18 protein-coding genes, 1 tRNA gene and 1 other RNA gene are annotated in these 19,391 nt (G+C 63.3%); 13 read left to right on the top strand and 7 right to left on the bottom strand.

Features of this window, described 5'->3' with window-relative positions; all coding sequences use genetic code 11:
• Nucleotides 1–6: 6 nt before the first annotated feature.
• The gene (locus J1M87_RS18465; protein ID WP_206490999.1) at nucleotides 7–729 is read right to left on the bottom strand and encodes a hypothetical protein; all 723 of its coding nucleotides are present in this window, start codon (nucleotides 727–729) and stop codon (nucleotides 7–9) included.
• A gap of 163 nt (nucleotides 730–892) precedes the next feature.
• Here J1M87_RS18465 and arr point away from each other — a divergent pair, with 163 nt between their 5' ends.
• Together arr and J1M87_RS18455 are read left to right on the top strand one after the other, a co-directional pair.
• Complete coding sequence (gene arr / locus J1M87_RS18460; protein WP_206490997.1) at nucleotides 893–1,321, top strand: NAD(+)--rifampin ADP-ribosyltransferase; 429 nt, start codon at nucleotides 893–895, stop codon at nucleotides 1,319–1,321.
• Between the two features lie 85 nt (nucleotides 1,322–1,406).
• Complete coding sequence (locus J1M87_RS18455; protein ID WP_206490996.1) at nucleotides 1,407–2,027, top strand: dihydrofolate reductase family protein; 621 nt, start codon at nucleotides 1,407–1,409, stop codon at nucleotides 2,025–2,027.
• A 39-nt stretch (nucleotides 2,028–2,066) separates the two neighbouring features.
• Here the strand turns inward: J1M87_RS18455 and J1M87_RS18450 are convergent, their stop codons facing one another.
• A complete protein-coding gene (locus tag J1M87_RS18450) occupies nucleotides 2,067–2,990 on the bottom strand; it encodes a LysR family transcriptional regulator (protein ID WP_206490995.1) in 924 nt (307 codons plus the stop codon).
• Between the two features lie 137 nt (nucleotides 2,991–3,127).
• On the opposite strand from J1M87_RS18450, the gene J1M87_RS18445 reads away from it, so the two are divergent.
• Both J1M87_RS18445 and J1M87_RS18440 read left to right on the top strand, forming a co-directional pair.
• The gene (locus J1M87_RS18445; protein ID WP_274610984.1) at nucleotides 3,128–4,525 is read left to right on the top strand and encodes an MFS transporter; all 1,398 of its coding nucleotides are present in this window, start codon (nucleotides 3,128–3,130) and stop codon (nucleotides 4,523–4,525) included.
• Nucleotides 4,522–5,268, top strand: coding sequence for a 3-hydroxybutyrate dehydrogenase (locus J1M87_RS18440; RefSeq protein WP_206490994.1), 747 nt, complete (start codon nucleotides 4,522–4,524; stop codon nucleotides 5,266–5,268). The genes J1M87_RS18445 and J1M87_RS18440 overlap by 4 nt, the downstream gene beginning before the upstream one ends.
• Nucleotides 5,269–5,559: 291 nt before the next feature.
• Here J1M87_RS18440 and J1M87_RS18435 read toward each other — a convergent pair.
• Nucleotides 5,560–5,647: transfer RNA gene (locus tag J1M87_RS18435), tRNA-Ser, on the bottom strand.
• Nucleotides 5,648–5,742: 95 nt separating this feature from the next.
• On the opposite strand from J1M87_RS18435, the gene ffs reads away from it, so the two are divergent.
• An RNA gene (gene ffs / locus J1M87_RS18430) (signal recognition particle sRNA small type) lies at nucleotides 5,743–5,837 on the top strand.
• A 53-nt stretch (nucleotides 5,838–5,890) separates the two neighbouring features.
• Nucleotides 5,891–7,177 (top strand): aminotransferase class I/II-fold pyridoxal phosphate-dependent enzyme, encoded by a 1,287-nt coding sequence (locus J1M87_RS18425; RefSeq protein ID WP_206490993.1) that lies wholly within the window; start codon nucleotides 5,891–5,893, stop codon nucleotides 7,175–7,177.
• Between the two features lie 53 nt (nucleotides 7,178–7,230).
• On the opposite strand, the gene J1M87_RS18420 is transcribed toward J1M87_RS18425, so the two are convergent.
• Entirely contained in the window at nucleotides 7,231–8,748 is a 1,518-nt protein-coding gene (locus J1M87_RS18420; RefSeq protein ID WP_206490991.1) for a DHA2 family efflux MFS transporter permease subunit, read from the bottom strand.
• A gap of 105 nt (nucleotides 8,749–8,853) precedes the next feature.
• Here J1M87_RS18420 and J1M87_RS18415 point away from each other — a divergent pair, with 105 nt between their 5' ends.
• Nucleotides 8,854–9,525: a TetR/AcrR family transcriptional regulator gene (locus J1M87_RS18415; RefSeq protein WP_206490990.1), complete on the top strand. Its 672-nt coding sequence runs from the start codon at nucleotides 8,854–8,856 to the stop codon at nucleotides 9,523–9,525.
• A 122-nt stretch (nucleotides 9,526–9,647) separates the two neighbouring features.
• Nucleotides 9,648–10,943: a lipase family protein gene (locus tag J1M87_RS18410; protein ID WP_206490989.1), complete on the top strand. Its 1,296-nt coding sequence runs from the start codon at nucleotides 9,648–9,650 to the stop codon at nucleotides 10,941–10,943.
• A 20-nt stretch (nucleotides 10,944–10,963) separates the two neighbouring features.
• Here J1M87_RS18410 and J1M87_RS18405 read toward each other — a convergent pair whose 3' ends face one another.
• Nucleotides 10,964–11,293 carry a YnfA family protein gene (locus J1M87_RS18405; RefSeq protein WP_206490987.1) on the bottom strand — a complete coding sequence of 110 codons (330 nt, stop codon included), beginning with the start codon at nucleotides 11,291–11,293 and terminating at the stop codon, nucleotides 10,964–10,966.
• Nucleotides 11,294–11,393: 100 nt separating this feature from the next.
• Here J1M87_RS18405 and phoU point away from each other — a divergent pair, with 100 nt between their 5' ends.
• The 4 genes from phoU (at nucleotide 11,394) to J1M87_RS29065 (ending at nucleotide 15,936) form a co-directional block, all read left to right on the top strand.
• Entirely contained in the window at nucleotides 11,394–12,047 is a 654-nt protein-coding gene (gene phoU, locus J1M87_RS18400; RefSeq protein WP_206490986.1) for a phosphate signaling complex protein PhoU, read from the top strand.
• Nucleotides 12,048–12,084: 37 nt separating this feature from the next.
• Nucleotides 12,085–12,888, top strand: coding sequence for a transglutaminase family protein (locus tag J1M87_RS18395; protein WP_206490985.1), 804 nt, complete (start codon nucleotides 12,085–12,087; stop codon nucleotides 12,886–12,888).
• Nucleotides 12,889–13,081: 193 nt separating this feature from the next.
• On the top strand, nucleotides 13,082–13,228 hold the full coding sequence (locus J1M87_RS18390) for a hypothetical protein (RefSeq protein WP_206490984.1): 147 nt from the start codon (nucleotides 13,082–13,084) through the stop codon (nucleotides 13,226–13,228).
• The gene (locus tag J1M87_RS29065; RefSeq protein ID WP_206490983.1) at nucleotides 13,213–15,936 is read left to right on the top strand and encodes a LuxR C-terminal-related transcriptional regulator; all 2,724 of its coding nucleotides are present in this window, start codon (nucleotides 13,213–13,215) and stop codon (nucleotides 15,934–15,936) included. Before J1M87_RS18390 ends, J1M87_RS29065 begins: the two co-directional genes overlap by 16 nt.
• Before the next feature lie 764 nt (nucleotides 15,937–16,700).
• Here J1M87_RS29065 and J1M87_RS18380 read toward each other — a convergent pair.
• Both J1M87_RS18380 and J1M87_RS18375 read right to left on the bottom strand, forming a co-directional pair.
• Nucleotides 16,701–17,771 (bottom strand): hypothetical protein, encoded by a 1,071-nt coding sequence (locus J1M87_RS18380; protein ID WP_241257125.1) that lies wholly within the window; start codon nucleotides 17,769–17,771, stop codon nucleotides 16,701–16,703.
• Nucleotides 17,772–18,095: 324 nt separating this feature from the next.
• Complete coding sequence (locus J1M87_RS18375) at nucleotides 18,096–18,665, bottom strand: DUF6461 domain-containing protein (protein WP_307830881.1); 570 nt, start codon at nucleotides 18,663–18,665, stop codon at nucleotides 18,096–18,098.
• Nucleotides 18,666–18,789: 124 nt separating this feature from the next.
• Between J1M87_RS18375 and J1M87_RS18370 the strand changes: the two genes are divergently transcribed.
• The gene (locus tag J1M87_RS18370) at nucleotides 18,790–19,365 is read left to right on the top strand and encodes an HhH-GPD-type base excision DNA repair protein (RefSeq protein WP_206490979.1); all 576 of its coding nucleotides are present in this window, start codon (nucleotides 18,790–18,792) and stop codon (nucleotides 19,363–19,365) included.
• Nucleotides 19,366–19,391: the final 26 nt, after the last annotated feature.

Genomic DNA, 19,391 nt, shown 5'->3' with positions numbered 1-19,391 from the left:
GGGAAGCTACTTCTTCTGGCGTCGGCTCCCGCCGTGCCAATCCTGTTGCACGCCCACTTCGTCCTCCTGCACACCGAGCGCCTTCAATTGGGGTAGCTCACGCAGGCTGCGCTTCATCTCGGCGAATCCGGAAAACCTGGCCAGTCCGATGACGTTGTCCCACAGCTGTACTGCTTCCTCGTCACTGGGTAGCCGACTGATCACCGGTCCGAAGAAGGCGACTCCGTCCGGTGGCTCGAAGGCGATGATGGGAGTTCCGACGTCCTTGCCGGTCAGCGAGAGCGCCTGATCGGTTTCCGTGCGGATTTCCTCGTCGAACGACGAATCATCCAGTGCTGCAGTGTGATGAGTGGGCAACCCGAGTTCTTCGAGGATCGGCCCGAGGAATTCTGCGGTGCCGCGATGGCCGTGGCTCGCAGCGTCGTCGGGCACCACCTCGGTGTCGAATATGTGCGTGCCGAGGGCATGGTAGAGCGGCCCGATCGCCGCCGACCCGTGTTCACGACGAACGTCGGCTGCCGCGCGCAGCAGTCGCAGTCCCGCCGTGTGCCCGGCCTCGTACTCGGGCGGAAAGTGCGCGTCGTAGTCGATGTGCGAATTGAGCAGTCGAAGCGAGATGAACCGCCAGTCGACGGTGTACTCGCGTTGGGCTTGGACCTTACGGACCCACTTGCTGGTCATCCAGGCGAACGGGCACACCGGATCGAAATAGAAATCGATATCGGACATCGTGGGGGCGCTCCTTCTCGGACGGACATTCCGTGTGCTCGACGGTAGACGCCCCACCCTCGTCGGCTCCGTTGCCTTCAGCTTATCGCCGAGGTGGGGGCTTGCGGCAAGACCCCACCGGCAGTACAGAATCTCCCGGCAGCGACGAGCGAGGGAGATCGACATGACAGCCACTCCGGAACGGTTCCAGATTCATGAGTCCGGCGCGTATTTCCACGGGACCAGGGCCGATCTCCGAGCTGGAGACTTTCTGGTGTCCGGTCATCGATCGAACTACCGTCCGGAGCACATCTCGAATTTCGTCTACATGACCCAGGTGCTGGACGGCGCTGTGCTCGCCGCGGAAATGGCCGTCGGGAAAGGGCATCCGCGCGTCTACATCGTCGAACCGACCGGCAGTGTGGAGGACGACCCGAACGTCACCGACAAGAAGTTCCCCGGCAATCCGACGCACTCGTACCGAAGCGCCGAACCGGTGCGGGTGGTCGGTGAGATGACCGACTGGGTCGGCCACTCGTCCGAGTATCTGGCCACCTTCAGAGCAGGGCTCGATGCACTGCGCCGCCAGGGAACGGCAGTTCTCTACGACTGATCGATCATCCGATGAGCTCGAGACGGTGAGTTCCGGGGCCGGGCGTTGTCGATACAGATACGACAACACCGAACGGAGAGCAGTCATGGGCCTGATCACTTTGGAGCTTTTCGCCACCCTCGACCTCGTCGCGCAGTCACCTGGAGGGCCTGAGGAGGACCCGGAGAACTTCCCCCACGGTGGTTGGCAGGCACCCCTGCTCGACGAGACGTCCGGTGCGCAAGTTGCCGCCGCATACGAGGGCACCGATGCGCTCCTTCTCGGGCGGCGGACATACGACATCTTCGCTGCCTACTGGCCACACCACAACGATTCGTTCGCAACGCTGTTCAACGCGATACCGAAGTACGTGGCCTCGCGCGGCACCCCCGACCTGTCCTGGGACGGTTCGACGCGACTTGGATCGGACCTGGTCGGTGCAGTGCGCGAGATCCGAGATCGACACGAGAACATCAAGGTGGTCGGGAGCCTGAATCTGGTCCAGACTCTGTTGCGCGAGAAGCTCTTCGACCGACTCGACCTCTGGGTACACCCCATCGTGCTCGGATCGGGCAAGAAGGTGTTCGCCGAGGGCGCCGTGCCCAGCAACCTGACGCTGCTCGAGCCACCCGCAGCCGGGGGCAAGGGCACCGTGTACCTGCGTTACGGCCTCGTCGAGGGAACCCCGGCAGTCGGCAACATCGACGACATGCAGGGCGGACTCTGATCCTCGGACACGATCCGACGCGGGGTCTGTGCTCCGCCGTCACTCCGGGCGAGAATTGTTCTCTCCCAACAACTGCGAGCGCTGCTCGTCGACGACGGACCGGATCGCGTCGACCACTGCCGACACCTCCGGGCGCCGCAGGGCCTCGGTTCTCGCCACCAGCCAATAGGTCAGTTTCACGGCTATTGCGTCGGGCAGGATTCTGTTCAGGTCGCGGTGGCGGTCGGCCATGAAGCACGGAAGCAGTCCGATTCCTGCTGACGCTCGGGTGGCCTCGACATGGACGAAAACATTGGTCGAGGTCACCGATTGGCGCATCGTCGGGGTGAAGTTCGGGGCCAGATCCAGATCGTCCACATGCAGCATCGAGTCGATGAAGTAGATGAACGGATGGGCAGAGAGTTCGGCGGGCCGCTGAGGCATTCCATGTTCCTGCAGATAGGTCCGGGAAGCGTAGAGGCCGAGGCGGTAGTCCCCGAGTCGAATTGCCTCGGCCCGATGCACCTGTGGTTGGCCGACGACGATCTCGATGTCCAGGCCGGAGCGCTGCTGTGACGCACGTCTGGTGACGGCGACGATCTCCACGGATACCCGCGGATGAGAGCGCTGCACCCGCGCGGCGGCCGGAGCTGCGATGTACGCGCTGAATCCGTCGGTCGCCGAAATGCGTACGACACCCTCGAGCGCACCTGCATCGGTGGACACGAGGGCGCGTAGCGCGTCCTCGACGGCCTCGGCCGCAGTCAGCGCGCCGCGGCCCAACTGGGTCAGTTCCCAACCCCCGGCACCGCGGGTGAGGACCCGTCCGCCGAGTGTGTTCTCGAGCGCTGCGATGCGTCGAGAAATGGTCGTGTGATTGATGCCCAGGTCCTCGGCCGCGGAGCTGTAGCGACCGGTCCGACTGACCGCAAGCAGCACCAGCAGGTCGTCTGCACTGGGAGTCTTTGCGCTGCCGAGGGTCATATCTGCAGTTTTGCAGATATGACCTGCGTTCATGGCCCTTGCATCGACACAAATCTGCACCAATACTCAGAGCAACGCACAAATGTGTGGTCTGTCACAAATAAGAGCCTGAAGTGCCGAGTAACACAGGAGAGTCAATGAGCGTCGATCAGCCGCTGGCAGAACGGTCCGAACCGGACCTCGATGCCACCCCCGCGGGCCTCAAGAAGGTCGTCGGAGCATCGATGGCAGGCACCATCGTCGAGTGGTACGAGTTCTTCCTCTACGGAACCGCAGCAACGCTGGTGTTCAGCAAGATCTTCTTCGCCGCCGGAACCAGTGAGCTCGACGCCATCCTCGCGGCCTTCGTCACCTACGCCGTCGGCTTCGTCGCACGCCCGTTGGGCGGCATCGTCTTCGGCCACTACGGCGACAAATACGGCCGAAAGAAATTGCTGCAGTTCAGCCTCGTCCTCGTCGGCGGAGCCACCTTCCTCATGGGCTGCCTCCCCACATTCGAGGCGATCGGCTACTGGGCACCGGCGCTGCTGGTGACCCTGCGATTCATCCAGGGATTCGCGGTCGGCGGCGAATGGGGCGGCGCGGTTCTCCTCGTCGCAGAACACAGCCCCAACAAATCGCGCGGATTCTGGGCCAGCTGGCCGCAGGCAGGCGTGCCCGCGGGCAACCTGCTCGCCACCATCGCGCTGCTCGTCCTGACGACCACACTGTCCGACGAAGCCTTCCTCAGCTGGGGCTGGCGCGTCGCGTTCTGGCTCTCCGCAGTCATCGTGTTCGTCGGCTACTACATCCGCACCAAGGTCTCCGACGCCCCGATCTTCCTCGAAGCTCACAAGCAAGCCGAGGTCATCAAGGCCGCGTCGTACGGCGTCTTCGAGGTCGTCAAGCGTTACCCCCGCGGCGTCTTCACCGCGATGGGTCTGCGCTTCGGTGAGAACGTCATGTACTACCTGGTCGTGACCTTCTCCATCACGTACCTCTCGGTCGAGGTGGGTACCGATACCTCCACGATTCTGTGGTGGATGCTCATCGCCCACGCGATCCACTTCTGCACAATTCCGTTGGTGGGCAAGCTCGCCGACCGCATCGGTCGTCGCCCGGTCTACTTCGCCGGTGCCATCACCGCCGCAACGTGGGGCTTCTTCGCCTTCCCGATGATGAACAGCGGCCACAACGTCGTCATCATGCTGGCCATCATCATCGGCCTGATGTTCCACGCCTTCATGTACGCCACCCAGCCCGCGATCATGGCCGAGATGTTCCCGACGCGGATGCGGTACTCCGGTGTGTCACTCGGCTACCAGGTCACCTCGATCGTCGCCGGCTCGCTGGCCCCGATCATCGCGGTCAAGCTGCTCGACGTGTACGGCTCCTCGATTCCGATCGCGGCATACCTGGCCGTGGCCTGCGCGATCACCGTCGTTGCCGTCGTCGTCGCCAGAGAGACCAAGGGACTGGCACTCGAAACCATCGATATCGCCGACGCCAAGAATCTGGCCACCGAAGCCGAGCTGGCCAAGGCGGGCCTGAAGTGACCGACCTGACCGGACGCTCCGCCCTCGTCACCGGGGGAGCGTCCGGCATCGGGGCCGCCTGCGCGCGAGAACTCGCCGACCGCGGTGCCCGCGTCACCGTCGCCGATGTGAACGACGTTGCCGCAAAGGAATTGGCGTCGGAGATCGGCGGTGACGTCTGGTCGGTGGATCTGCTCGACACCGCCGCTCTGGACGAGCTGACGTTGGACGTCGACATCCTCGTCAACAATGCCGGAATCCAGACCGTCGCCCCGATCGTCGACTTCGACCCCGGTGCATTCCGTAGAATTCAGACGCTGATGGTCGAGGCTCCGTTCCTGTTGATTCGTGCGGCGTTGCCTGGGATGTACGCCCGGGGGTTCGGCCGGGTCATCAATCTGTCGTCCGTACACGGGTTGCGGGCCTCGGAATTCAAGGTCGCATACGTCACCGCGAAGCATGCGCTGGAAGGACTGTCGAAAGTGACAGCCCTCGAAGGTGCCGCCCACGGTGTGACGAGCAACTGCGTCAACCCCGGATACGTACGAACACCCCTGGTCGAAAAGCAGATCGCCGACCAGGCCAAGGCGCACGACATTCCCGAGGACGAAGTGCTCGAGAAGGTTCTCCTGACCGAGGCAGCCATCAAGCGACTCGTCGAACCAGACGAAGTCGCCTCACTGGTGGGTTGGTTGTCCTCCGCGCAGGCGTCCATGGTGACCGGAGCGTCGTACACCATGGATGGTGGTTGGTCGGCTCGCTAGGTTCGGTGCCGCCCGCTCCGCGTCAATGGACCACTGCACACGTCTGGCCGCGTCAATGTGACATCGACGCGGAGCGAGCCGCCGCGTGAATGGACCACTGCATACGTCTGACCGGTACAAGGGTTTATTGACGCGGAATCGTGAACTGGGTGAATGGACCACTGCACACGTCTGACCGCTGCTGTGGTCCATTCACGCGAACGGGGTGGACGCGAACGGGGAGGCCAGGACTCGCGGGTGAACACCCCCGAACAGCAAGAAGCCCCTGTGACCGAGTCACAGGGGCTTCTCTGGCGGAGGATAGGGGATTTGAACCCCTGAGGGCGTTAACCCAACCCGCGTTCCAGGCGAGCGCCATAGGCCACTAGGCGAATCCTCCGTGGGGGAGCTTACCCGGTTACCCCCTCCATCCCCCAAATCGGGAGGCGCGAAGGGTGGTGATGCGTTGCCCGACGGGTGGCGGCTACACTTCCTAACGGATCCCGCGCGGCGCGCATCCTGTGAACTCCCCCAGGGCCGGAAGGCAGCAAGGGTCAATGGGCTCTGCCGGGTGCGCGGGGTCCCCTTACATTCAGTGACATCGACACTGTCCGGGGAACCCGTCACCGAGAGGCCGCTCCGCATGCCAGCGCAAACCCAGTTGGGTCTGATGAACCATGAGGAGCTCGTCTCCGAGCACGAGCGCCAGAGCGCGAAGTACACGCAGCTCAAGGCCGAGGATCTGAAGCTCGATCTCACTCGCGGCAAGCCGTCACCCGAGCAACTCGATCTCGCTGCCGATCTGCTGACGCTCCCCGGCGCGGATTTCAAGGACGGAAACGGTACCGATTGCCGTAACTACGGCGGCCTCGCGGGCCTGCCGGAACTGCGCGCCATTTTCGGTGAGCTGCTCGGAATTCCGGTGAAGAATCTGCTCGCGGGCAACAACGCAAGCCTCGAGATCATGCAGGACCTGGTGGTGTGGGCGCTGCTGCACGGGCTGCCCGATTCCCCTCGCCCCTGGTCGGCCGAGCCGAACGTTCGCTTCCTGTGCCCGGCCCCCGGTTACGACCGGCATTTCGCGATCACCGAGAGCTTCGGCATCGAGATGATCCCGCTTCCGATGGGCCCCGACGGACCTGATGTGCACGAGATCGCCACGCTGGTGGCCTCGGATCCGCAGATCAAGGGCATGTGGGTGGTGCCGAACTACTCGAACCCCACCGGTGCCGTCTATTCCGAGGAGGTCGTTCGCGCACTGGCCACGATGCCTGCTGCAGCGCCCGATTTCCGATTGTTCTGGGACAACGCCTATGCAGTGCACCCACTGGCCGAGGAATTCCCGCCGTCCTACGACGTGCTCGGTATGGCGGCCGAGGCCGGTTTCGCCCATCGTCCGTTCGTGTTCGCATCGACCTCGAAGATCACGTTCGCGGGTGCGGGTGTCAGTTTCTTCGGCAGTTCCGAGGAAAACCTCGCCTGGTATCAGAAGCATCTGGGCAAGAAGAGCATCGGCCCGGACAAGTTGAATCAGTTGCGGCATCTGCGCTTCTTCGGTGATGCCGCAGGCGTGCGGGCCCACATGGCCAAGCATCGTGAGCTCATGGCACCGAAGTTCGCGCTGGTGCAGCAGATCCTCGAAGACCGGCTGGGTGCGTCGAAGATTGCGTCGTGGACCGAACCCAAGGGTGGTTACTTCATCAGCCTCGATGTGCTCGAGGGCACCGCGGCCCGCTCGATCGCGTTGGCCAAGGACGCTGGTATTGCGCTGACGGGTGCCGGCTCGGCGTTCCCGTACGGAAAAGATCCGGAAGACAAGAACATTCGCCTCGCCCCGAGCTTCCCGTCGCTCGGTGAGCTGGAGAAGTCGATGGACGGCGTCGCGACCTGCGTGTTGCTGGCCGCGACGGAGAAACTGCTCGAAAGCTAGTGGTGTGGTTATGTGCCGCAGGGGGCACATAACCACACCACTGCCGCAGGCACTCAGTGCCCGACGACTACTGCACCTTCGGGAGCCGTCGGCAACGGTCCCTTCTTCAGTAGCGTCGCCGACAGCACCGCGCCGAGGAGGAAGATTCCCGACGCCCACCAGAACGTGGTGGTGTAGCTGCTGATCTCCGCATGGGCCTGCAGCAATGCTGCGTCGGTCGCCGTTGCCATGTTGGCGCTGACGTAGCCGGTGGCTGCGTTGGCGGCGACGGTGCTCAACAGGGCCGTTCCGATCGAGCCACCCACCTGCTGCATCGTGTTCACCGTTGCCGATGCGACACCGGAGTCGTCCGGATCGACGCCCGAGATGGCTCCCTGCATGGCCGGTGCCATGGTGGCCCCGAGTCCGAGGCCCATGATGACCAGGCCCGGCAGGATGTGCGTGACGTAGCTGCTGTTCAGGTCGATTTGCGTCAGCAATCCCATTCCGAGGGAGGCCACGACGAGGCCGGTCGTCATGAGGATGCGGGGCCCGAACCGGGGGAGGACCAGCGCGGTGGACAGCGTCGCGGTGAGTATGAGCGAGGCGATCATCGGCATGAACGCGAACCCGGTGGTGATGGGCGTGTATTTCAGTGTGTTCTGCAGGTAGTACGTCAGGAACAGGAACACCGCGAACATGCCTGCGCCGGTGACGAATACGGCGAGGAACGATCCCGCACGAGTGCGGTTGAGGACGATGCGCAGCGGAAGCAACGGCTGCTCGACGCGCATCTGGATGGTGACGAACACTGCCAGCAGAATTGCGCCTGCGGCCAGGAATCCGAGGGTGACCGGATTGCTCCAACCGTCGGATTCGGCGTGCGCGAAGCCGTAGACGATGGAGAACAGCGCTGCCGAGACCGCCAAGGTGCCGGGGATGTCGAGCTTGGGGCGGACATCGGCCTTGTGCTTGGCCATGAACAGGATCGCGCCGACGAATGCGAGCGTCGCGAAGATCAGGTTCACGTACAGGCTCCAGCGCCAGTTGGCCCACTCGGTGAGCATGCCGCCGAGTAGCAGACCCAATGCGCCGCCGCCGCCTGCGATGGCACCGAATATGCCGAATGCCTTGGCGCGTTCTTTGGGATCGGTGAACGTGGTGGCCAACAGAGACAGTGCAGCGGGGGCAAGAAGTGCACCGAAGACGCCCTGACCGGCGCGGGCGGCGACGAGCATGCCGAAGTTGACGGCTGCGCCGCCGACCGCCGACATCAGCGCGAAGCCGACGAGCCCGATGAGGAAGGTGTTGCGTCGGCCGAAGAGATCGCTGAGCCGTCCACCGAGCAGCAGCAGGCTGCCGAACGCCAGTGCATAGGCGGTGACGACCCAGGAGCGATCGGCGTTGTCGAAGCCCAGATCGAGTTGGGCGGCGGGAAGTGCGATGTTCACGATGGTTGCGTCGAGCACAACCATGAGCTGGGCCAGTCCGAGCGTCGCAAGAATCAGCCAACGATTCCTGTGTGCGCGTTCATCGACCGGCGTCGTGGTCGATGTCGGGTCGCCCACGTTCTCCGATGAAAGGGTGGTCATACTGTCCTCGGTTCGACTATGCGGAGGTGTATCCTCCGGTTGTAGGGCCAAGGTAGCAGCTAAGTGGAGGAATGTCCTCCGCTTATCGGGTGAAACGGACATCGAATGAATGTGAGAGCGGACACATCGGCTTCCAAGCCTCTCCGGGCGGATGCCGAACGCAATCGACGACGAATCGTGGATGCGGCCCGTGATCTGTTCGCTTCGCGAGGCATCGATATCACCCTCGACGATGTCGCGGCGCACGCCAAAGTGGGTGTGGGCACCGTCTATCGGCGTTTTTCGTGCAAGGAAGAATTGATCGACGGTGTGTTCGAGCAGCGGCTCGAGGACATGCTCGCGGCCGCGCAGCGCGCGCTGGAGGCTCAGGACGCGTGGGAGGGGCTGGTGCAGTTCCTGGCCGATACCTGTGAGGAAATGTCCTCCAATCGCGGTCTGGGCGAGGTGGTTCTCGGTTCGGACGAGGGCTGTCGCGGCATTGCTCAGGTTCGCTCGCGCTTCGATCCGTACTTCGAGAAGGTCGTGAATCGAGCGTTGGAGTCCGGGCAACTGCGGCCGGACGTCGCCGTCAGCGACTTCTATCCCATTCTCGGAATGATCGGGGCGAGCGTCGAGTTCTCCAGCTCCGTCGATGCCGCCAACTGGCGTCGCTATTTCACAGTGGTGCTCGACGGATTGCGCGGCGACGGAGTCCCCCGATCGCCCCTGCCCGGGCGTCCCTTCACCAGCGAAGAAATAGACGCGGCCAAAGCCGCGATGCATCGCCGTCGACGCTGATCGTGGGAAATCCAATCCAGCCCTATGCGTTGTGTGATGCATCACGTAGTGTGCGTCACGATAAGTGCTACATGGGGTAGCGCTCACTTGGTGACGAGTGGTCGACCTTGGGGGTTTGCGGAGTGCGTTCGAAGCGTGTGTTCGGTTCGGCTGTGGCGGTTGCAGCGCTACTCATCGGGGTGACGGCACCGGCGGTGTCGGCCGCCCCCTCGACCGGTTCGACCATCGAATCCGATTTCTACGTTCCGCCGAGTCCGCTTCCGGCTGGTTCGCCGGGCGACGTCCTCCGTTCCGAGCCTTCGCATCTTGCTCTGTCGGTACCCGGAATCGGCGGTCCGCTGCCCGGTGTTGCGACGCGAATCATGTACCGCAGCAACGATTCCAACGGCGCTGCCAATGCCGTGACCGGCACCTACATCGATCCTGCCGCGGAGTGGACCGGACCGGGTCCGCGTCCGCTCGTGGTACTCGCCCCCGGCACACAGGGGCAGGGCGATCAATGCGCACCGTCGAAGATGCTCAACAACGTCATCACCTACACACCGCCGCTGGGCGTCATGGTCGAATACGAAGTGCTCGCAGCGTATTCACTGCTGTCCCAGGGATACGGCGTCGTCATCACCGACTACGAGGGTCTCGGTACGCCCGGCGCCCACACCTACGTCAACCGCGCGTCCGAAGCGCACGCCGTGCTGGACGCGGCCCGCGCCGCCCAGAAATTGCAGGGAACCAAGATTTCCGCGGACGGCCCCGTGGCCGCCTACGGCTACTCGCAGGGTGGCGGCGCAGCCGCGGCCGCAGCGGAATTGGCTTCCGAGTACGCGCCCGAGCTGGATCTCGTCGGCACCTACGCCGGCGCACCTCCGGCAGATCTGAAAGCAACCCTCGAGCAGGTCGACGGCACCATCCTCACAGGTGTGATCGGGTACACCCTCAACGGTCTGCTCAACTCCGATCCTGATCTGCAGCCGATCATCGACGAGAACATCAGCGATGCGGGCAGAGCAATGTTGAACATGGTCGCAAATCAGTGTGTCGCAGAAACGATCTTGACCGTCGGGCTGCACCGCACCACCGAGTACACCAAAACCGGTGAGCCCTTGGCAGTTGTGCTGGACAGGTTGCCCAAGGCCCAGGAGATCTTGGCCAAGAACAAGATCGGCGAGCGGACGCCGAATGCCCCGGTGCTGATTCAGTCCGGCACGTCCGACGACATCGTGCCCCACGGACAGGCCGTCGGACTGGCCGGCGACTGGTGCGGCAAGGGTGCCACCGTGCAGCTGAGCTCCGCGCAGCTTCCGGCGATCGTTCCGGGATCGGGTGTAGGGCACCTGATTCCGGACATCCTCGGACTGGGCGAGGCACAGAACTGGATCAAGGATCGGTTCTACGGAGTGCCCGCGCCGACGAACTGCTGATCTGGTACGGCCCGCGCGCATCAGCGTGGGCCGTACATGATCACTGCGACGCCGATCAGGGCGATCGACGCGCCCGTGATGTCCCAACGATCGGGTCGGAAACCGTCGACCACCATTGCCCAGAGCAAAGATCCAGCGACGAACACCCCGCCGTATGCGGCGAGGATGCGGCCGAAATTCGCATCGGGTTGCAGGGTGGCCACGAAGCCGTAACCGCCGAGTGCGATCACTCCAGCAGCTGCCCACAGCCATCCCCGCTGTTCTCGAAGGCCTTGCCACACCAGCCACGCTCCGCCGATCTCCAGCAGCGCGGCGATACCGAAAAGCATTGTGGACTTCAACACAGTCATGTGATCGAGAATCCCACAGCGCCGCGGGGGTGTAGAAAGATGCGTTCGGGGGTATCTCTCACATGCCCACGTGGGCTGAGCGGTAGGGGTTGAGAAATACATGCGGGATGGCTACGCAGAAACGCTGAATTTGTTGGCGTCGAATTTGTCCGATATGTCGAGAATTGCCGAAAAAGCGATGATCGATGCAACGCAGTCCTTACTGACGGCAGACATCGTTCTGGCCGAGAAGACCATCGAAAGCCGCGATGAAATCGACTTGCTGGCCGTCGAGTGGGAACACAATGCCTTCGGATTCCTGGCGCTGCAGGCACCCGTCGCCCACGATCTACGACGCGTCGTCTCCGGCATCAACATCGTCGCCGATCTGCAACGCATGGGAGGACTTGCCGTCCACATCGCAGAGTTGACCCGTCGCCGCCACCCCGCTCACGTTCTCCCTCCTGAGGTCGAGGGCGTGTTCGAGGAGATGGGCCGAGTGGCCGTCGCGCAGGCCGAGGCCACCCAGCGGGTGCTGGAGACCCGCGATGCCGAGCTCGCGGCGAACCTGCGCATTCAGGACGAGGAAATGGACGAACTGCACCGCAGTCTGTTCCTGCTGACCTCCGCGCCCGACTGGCCGCACGGAGTACCCGCCGCCGTGGACATCACTCTGCTCGGTCGGTTCTACGAGCGCTACTCGGACCACACGGTCGAGGTCGCCAAGAGGGTCATCTTCCTGGTCACGGGCGAACGGCCGACCGACGAATCATGATCTGCGTGAACGGCTCGAAGATGGCAGGATCGGCACGATGAAACGTGACGTCTCCGCGTACCTCGATGTCGACGTGACCGAGGCCAGCACCCTCGAGTTCCAGATCGCGATCGCACCGCATCCGGGAACCGACGTGTGGGAGGCACTCTCGTTCACCCTCGACGGACAGCCGATCGAAGCGCAGGAGATCAGCGGTGCTCACGGCACCCGCATCCACAAGCTCCACGCCGGCGTCGGCAAGCTCGAGGCCTCGTACTCGGCGACCGTCTACGGCAACACCGAACCGGCCCCGGTGTCCGATTACGATCTCTCGCTGTACCTGCGGCCCAGCCGCTACGCCGAAGCCGATAAGTTCTTCGGTTTCGCAGCAACGGAATTCGGCTCCTATCCACCGTCCGAGAAGTTGCTTGCCGAGGTATCCTCCTGGGTCGGTTCACGGCTCAGCTACGTACCGGGCAGCAGTGATCCCATCGACGGTGCGGTCGATACCCTCCTCGCCGGCGCGGGCGTGTGCCGCGATTACACCCACCTCGTGGTGGCCTTGCTTCGTGCGGTCAACGTCCCCGCTCGCCTCGTTGCGGTGTACGCACCGGGCTGCGATCCCATGGACTTCCATGCCGTTGCCGAAGCATTCGTCGAAGGCCAATGGCGAGTAGTGGACGCCACATGCCTCGCACCTCGATCGACCCTGGTGCGCATCGCCACCGGACGCGACGCATCCGACACCGCCTTCCTCGACAACCACGGCGGATCGATCATCCTCAACAGCTCCGTCGTCGGAGCCGTCGTCGACGGACCGCTGCCCTTCGACGACATCACCCAGATGGTGTCCATCACCTGATCGGGTCGAGCGCAGTCGCATCAGGCTGCGGCCATTCGAACGAACTCGCCCGCGTCTCGTCGACGATGATGTGCATCGGATTGCGACCAGGATTTCGAGGCCGTATCCCTACGACTCTCTCGCACAGCGGTTCGACCGAAGATAGGGAATTCGCCCGATGTGCGGACGGGACGGCGAAGCCAGAGTGGGTTCCATGCACTCCACCTACGATGTTCTGGCCGATCATGAACGCCGAGTAGCCGATTCGCTGCAAGCTCGCGAGCGCCGAATGCGCAGCCGCGCACAGAAGTACGCCAGGCCACGAGAGCGGCGTAGTTTGTTGGCGTGGCTCGCACTCTGATCGGAAGGGACGCCGAACTGGCGGCGCTCGAACAGGTCGTCGCCGACGCCGCCCGGGGGCTACCTGCCGCGGTCATCGTCTCCGGCGACGCCGGTGTCGGCAAAACGCGACTGCTGGCAGAACTGCGGCGCAGAGCGGAAACACGCGGAACGCAGGTGCTGATCGGGCGATGCTTGGACCTCGGCGAGGTCGGTATTCCGTACCTCGCATTCACCGAATTGTTCGGTCCACTCCCGCACACAACACGTTCCGAACTGTTCGATGCCGCCCTCGCCGCGCTGACTGCAATCGGGGCCGACCGCCCGGCGCTTCTCATCGTCGAGGACGTGCACTGGGCGGATACCTCCACCCGCGAGCTCATGACGTTTCTGCTGTCGAGACTCGCCGAAACGCAGGTGTGTTTGATGATCTCGTATCGCAGCGACGATCTCCATCGCAAACACCCACTGCGACAGTCGCTCTCCGAGTGGACGCGTCTGAGCTGCGTCCGACGAGTGGACTTGACGCCTCTCGACACCGAATCGTCGTATCGTCTCCTCGACTCCATCCCCGCAGCGACGGACGTGGAATCTCGGAACGTCATCGTGGAGCGGTCGGGCGGCAACCCATTTTTCATCGAAGAACTCGTATCTGCCGGCCGGCGTCCCGGATCGTCGATTCCGCCGAGTCTCGCCGAGCTCCTGCTGGTCCGGCTCGACGCCTTGTCGCCCTCGGCGAAGTCGGTGGCCGAAACGATGGCGGTGGGTGGACCCCGCGTCGCGCACGAAGTTCTGGCAGAGGTGACCGGCCTGGACGATGACCGGCTCGAAGACGTGATCCGCGAGATCGTCGACGCCAGGCTCGTCGAGACCACCGACTTCTACTACGTCTTTCGGCACGCGCTCCTGGCCGAGGCCATCTACGACGACGTTCTGCCCGGCCGACGTGCGCGGTTGCACGCTCGATTCGTCGACACGCTCGCCGAGCACCGGCATCGCGGTGCCAGCGCAGACCTGGCGCGACACGCAGAATTGGCCCACGATCTGCCGAAGGCGTTCAGTGCCCACGTCGACGCGGGCCGCGAGGCCATGACGCTGGCTGCTCCGGCCGAGGCCATGGCTCACCTCGCCGCCGCACTGGAACTGCGACAGCCGCAATGGGAGCCGACGGAAACGGCACTGGTGTTGGAGTACGCGTCGGCGGCGACGACAGCAGGGCAGAATCTGCGGTCGCTCTCCGTGGTCCGCGCCGAACTGGAGCGTGGTGGAGATGCGTTGACGATCCCCGAGCGACTCGACCTGTTGAATGCCGAGGCGACATCGGCGTTGGCGATCGAACGAGAGGATTCGGCCCTGGCGGCGGTGGAGCACGCGTTGATCATCGCGTCTGCGGAGGAATTCGCCCCGTGGAGAGTGCAATTGACCGGTCTCGGTGCACGGATAACCGAAGCGTTGGGCCGGGAAGATCAGTCCCTCGCCTGGGCGGAGGAATCTGTGCGTCTCGCAGAATCCCTCGGCGATCCGGGGCGGTCGGCGGATGCTCGAATTACGCTGGCGCGCCTACGCAGACGCCACGATGATCCCGCCGCCTCGCGCACGCTTCTCGTTCGGACCGCCGCGCTCGCACGGGAAAGCGGTGACATCGGGAATTTGCTGCGCAGCAAATTCAATCTCGGAATGATCGAATTCGACGACGGCAATTTCGTATCGGCGCAGGAGTCTTTCGGCGAGGCAGTCGAGATCGCTCGATCGACCGGCCGCCAGTGGACGCCCTACGGCGTAGGGGCACGGGTTCAGTTGGCAAATGTGCGGTACTACTCGGGTGATTGGACATCGGCTCTTGCCGACTTGGCGCAGATCGACTCGGCTGCACCGCCACTGGGGTCGGCCGAGCAGCTGTGTGCGGGATTTCAGATTCGCGCCGCAATCGGCGACGAGGAACTCGCGGCCGATATCGAACGTGTCCGCGCCTTCGAGTCTCAGGACGGCTTCATCACGCTGGTGACGAGCGCAGCTGTTGCCTATACGGCGTTGTGCAACGGTCGGTTCGGTGAAGCGATCACCTGCCTCGAATCCGCTGTCGCCACCGTGGGCGCGCAATGGCACAACCCGTGGTTCGGTGGACGCATCAGATTGTCGGTGCTGGCGATGGAAGCGGCGCGCCGCGGGTCGACCGTCATCGGAGCGCGGGCTGCAGTGGAACTCGGATCACGTCTGCAGTCCGACATCGAACGCACAGCCGGTTCCAGTCCGTCCTACGGCTGGGAGTCGACCGCATGGCTACGGCGAGGTCAGGCAGAGTTGGGTCACCTTCGTCTCAACTGCGGACACGGAGATGCCGCGTCCGTGGTGGCGGAATGGCGTGCAGCGGTGGATGCGTTCGAGCTTCAGCCGTTCGAGCGTGCCCGTGCTTTGCAGTCGCTCTCCGAAGCCCTCGAGGCTGCGGGCGACCGGTCGGCAGCCAGACACACAGCCGATCAAGCCATCGCGATCTTCGACCGACTCGGGGCCACCGTGAGACCCGGCGATGCGCGTCGCCCCGCGGGCGCGGACCTGTTGACGCGGCGCGAGTGGGACGTGCTGGAGCTCCTCGGCGAGGGATACACCAACAAGCAGATCGCCGAGCGGCTCGTGATCAGCGTCAAGACCGTCAGCGTGCACGTGTCGAATGTGTTGACCAAACTCGGAGCCCAGAACCGCACGGAAGCAGCGCGCTTCGCGAAAGGGTGAGGACGAGTTCTCAGCCGTTGATCGGCGGTGTGCGCAGTCGGTCGGTTGAAGTAGCCATCGAGTTCGTTGCTCGAACAACGGCACTCAGTGTCCCGGCCATCATCGAACGGTAGTGGATTGCGCCTACCCACTTCGATCCGTCGGCGGTCCCTTTCGAGAGTGAATCGGTATGGATCGCAGTACTCGTCGGGGTTGTCACCTGGCTGGTGTTCTACGCGAGCACGTTACTTCAGCACAATGGCTTCGAGCTGTATCCGCCGAAGCTGACGCTGCTCACTGCAGTTATCAGCTGGTGTTGTTTCTCGCTATGTCACTGGTGAGCTCACTGGTGAGCTCACTGGTATGAGGACCGTCTCGCAGGCTCCTATCGAGCGAATCAATGTTCTTTTCGGAACCGTCTACATAGACGACTGGTCGCAATAAATGCACACGGCCATTGCTGCGAAAACTATGGTGATGCCGTACTCATCCAATCCTGCCATTTTGCCGATGCCTGACGTAACCCATCAGTTCTTTCACGCCGTTGTGCATGAGCCATCGAACGGACCTTCACGAATATTCAGGGCACTTACGGCATCGACCGCCGCGATCTATGCTGTAAGTGCACTGTGCCCGTTGGATATCACGCTGACGTATCGACCCGCCGGCAGTACATCAGGAATCTTGTCCTCAGCTGCGGATATCGGAAATTCACCCCAGTGCTGCGCAGGCTGTCCCTCTGTGCGGGTCGTTCGAGAATTACTGCCCGTGATCGACTCGTTTCGTTACGGGTTCGGCGGTGTTTTCGGAACCAAGCGCGAGACGTCGACGGTGATGGAGGCGACGACGTCGGCGTTGGCAGGGTCGGCGAACGCATCCGGTGTTGTCGATCGAACAGTGACCGTCTCCGACTCGGCTGTCAGGTCGATATTCGACGTCGTTCCGTCGGAGTCGATGCGGCGCAACATATCTGTGCCGTCGACGCACCACTGCGTGCCGTCGACCGCGGTAGCGCGATCTGCTCGGGTAGCGCGGATGTCGTCGGGGCCGTCAGCTGGGACAAGGCGTCGAGTGGCTAAGTCCAGCAATCGAACTCGCTGTTCATCCGGGTAGGTCCTGATCACTCCGTGACGTCGGTTGCTGTTCATCGACGACCGCGTCCACCCCAGGAGATACAGCTGTCCCTCGTGGACCGCGGTGGTCCAGCTGCCTTCGGTGGTGTATCGCTCGACGTTCAGCTCACCCTCGGGAGAAATGGTGCACAGGTGAATATCGTGCTCGGAGGTGATCCAGAGGCCGTCGTCGACCGCGTGTATCCGACGCGACCAGCGGTCTGCCGAAGGTTCGATGGTCAGCGGCAGCAGGTAGCGAGTGATGACCGGAACTGCGCCCGCCGTATCGACTTGCACAAGAACCGGGTCCGACGAGTGCATGACCCAGATCGAATTTCCCCTGATCGTCACAGCTCCCGCTGCGAACGGTCCGAGCGAAGAGGGGTTGTCGTCGAGATCGATGTCGATCAGTACACCCGACGAGACGAAGTCGCCGTCTTCGGTGTCCTTGGACGGCCACCATTCGTGTGCGACGGGAATGGCATCGATCTCAGTGAGCCGGTCGGTTCCGTCGATAGTGGTCCAGCCGTTTTCTATTGATCGAACTTGTTCGTCTACGAGATGCATCGAGCGGACGCGACCGTGGACGCGGGGTGGCGTATCCACGCCGAAGTCGGTGAGCATCGCGTTGAACGTTCCGGTCAGAGTGACCTCTCCGTTGGTGGGCGTGTCGGCCCACCACTGGGCGCTCCAGCCGTCGCCGTAGACGAGATGAAGCCAGAGGAGACGCCCGTCGCGGTGCATGCTGGGTGCTCGGCCGTAGGCGGGTCTGGCTATGGCAGTGCGTGTTTCGTCGCAAAGAGAAGGTGTATCCGTTAGGGAGTAGTGCTCGAGGGCAACGTCCGCGAGGTCACCGACCGATGCGCGGGGAAAGGAACCATCCTGTATTACCCAGCCTGCAACAAATACTCGGAGGGTGCGAGTAGAGGAAGCGTTCATGCATTTCCCGACGCAGTAGGGGAGTCCGCACGACGAGGCGTGGCGGGCGTCGGGTCACCGTGTTCCGAAGACTACATGCGGGGATCGAAACGCGGCGCACTACGACTCCCTTCCGGTGCGAGGTTCGGCTCACCCCTCATTGCATGTCTCGACTATGACTGGTTCGATCGGATCGGCTGTCAGCGCTACCACTCCGGAAAGCCGTGCCTGTAGGCAGAGACCACCGGACATCCATTGCTCCCAGTCGATTCCGTCCTCCTCCTCGAGATAGCCTTCCGGCGCAGATCGGTCTGAGGGATCGGCTTCGCGGCCGAGCTCGAACTGCCGCTCGATCACCCCGTCGACTGCATATACGAAGGTGGAGAGCGCATTGACATCCCAGTGCACGGTGATGCTGGTACCGAAAGTGTCCGACAGTCTCTCCGGAACAGGGGAGAGCACGCCCGAGACGGTGAACTCTTCGAGTACCCACACCCAGTCACCTGCGACGCCGGCATAGCGTCTGGCCATCTCACTGTCCGGCAGGGAGTCGGACCAGTCCTCGACATCCATGCCGGCCGGTTTTCGAGATTTCGTGGCATTGACCGACGCGAACACCGCGAGCACAGCCTCGGGATCCGTCGACTGTACGAGTGTGAAACTCAGACCGAGTTCGAAGCGGTCATCCTCATCGGCCCACTCGAATTGGCCTTGGGAAATCTCGTGCGTAGTCAGGAGCCGAGCCTCTCATCATCGAATGCCCGGCATCGGTCCGGGGACCGGTGCGGCTTGCGGTCGCCGTCACCGATGTTCACAGTGCGAGGTGCATGGCAGGATCGAGGCCATGTCTCGCACCCTGCACCTCGTCGGCGATCCAGAGGCCGATGCACTGCTCGCCGACGATCCGTTCGCACTGCTGATCGGCATGTTGCTCGATCAGCAGGTGCCGATGGAGTCGGCGTTCGCCGGCCCGAAGAAGCTCGTCGACCGTCTCGGCGACCTGAAAGTCGACACCGTCGCCGACGCCGATCCGGACGAGTTCGCCGCATTGTGTGCGCAGACCCCGGCTGTGCATCGGTTCCCGGGTTCGATGGCCAAACGCATCCAAGGCCTCGCGGCTTTCCTGGTCGAGAACTACGACGGCTCCCCGCAGCAGATCTGGACCCGCGAGGACCCCGACGGTGCCGAAGTGCTCAAACGTCTCAAAGCCCTCCCCGGATACGGCGATCAGAAGGCGCGCATCTTTCTCGCGCTGCTCGGCAAGCAGATGGGCGTCACCCCCGACGGGTGGCGCAAGGCCGCCGGAGCGTACGGCGACGAGGGCGCACGTCGATCCATCGCCGACGTCGTCGACGAGAAGTCGCTGCTCGAGGTGCGGGAGTTCAAGAAGGCGGCGAAGGCGGCTGCCAAGAAGAAGTAGATCTGTCGGTGCTCGGCGGTACCTTC

Source organism: Rhodococcus sp. KRD162 (genome assembly GCF_017168335.1).
GTDB lineage: Bacteria > Actinomycetota > Actinomycetes > Mycobacteriales > Mycobacteriaceae > Rhodococcoides.
This window is presented reverse-complemented; position numbering and strand designations above follow the sequence as displayed.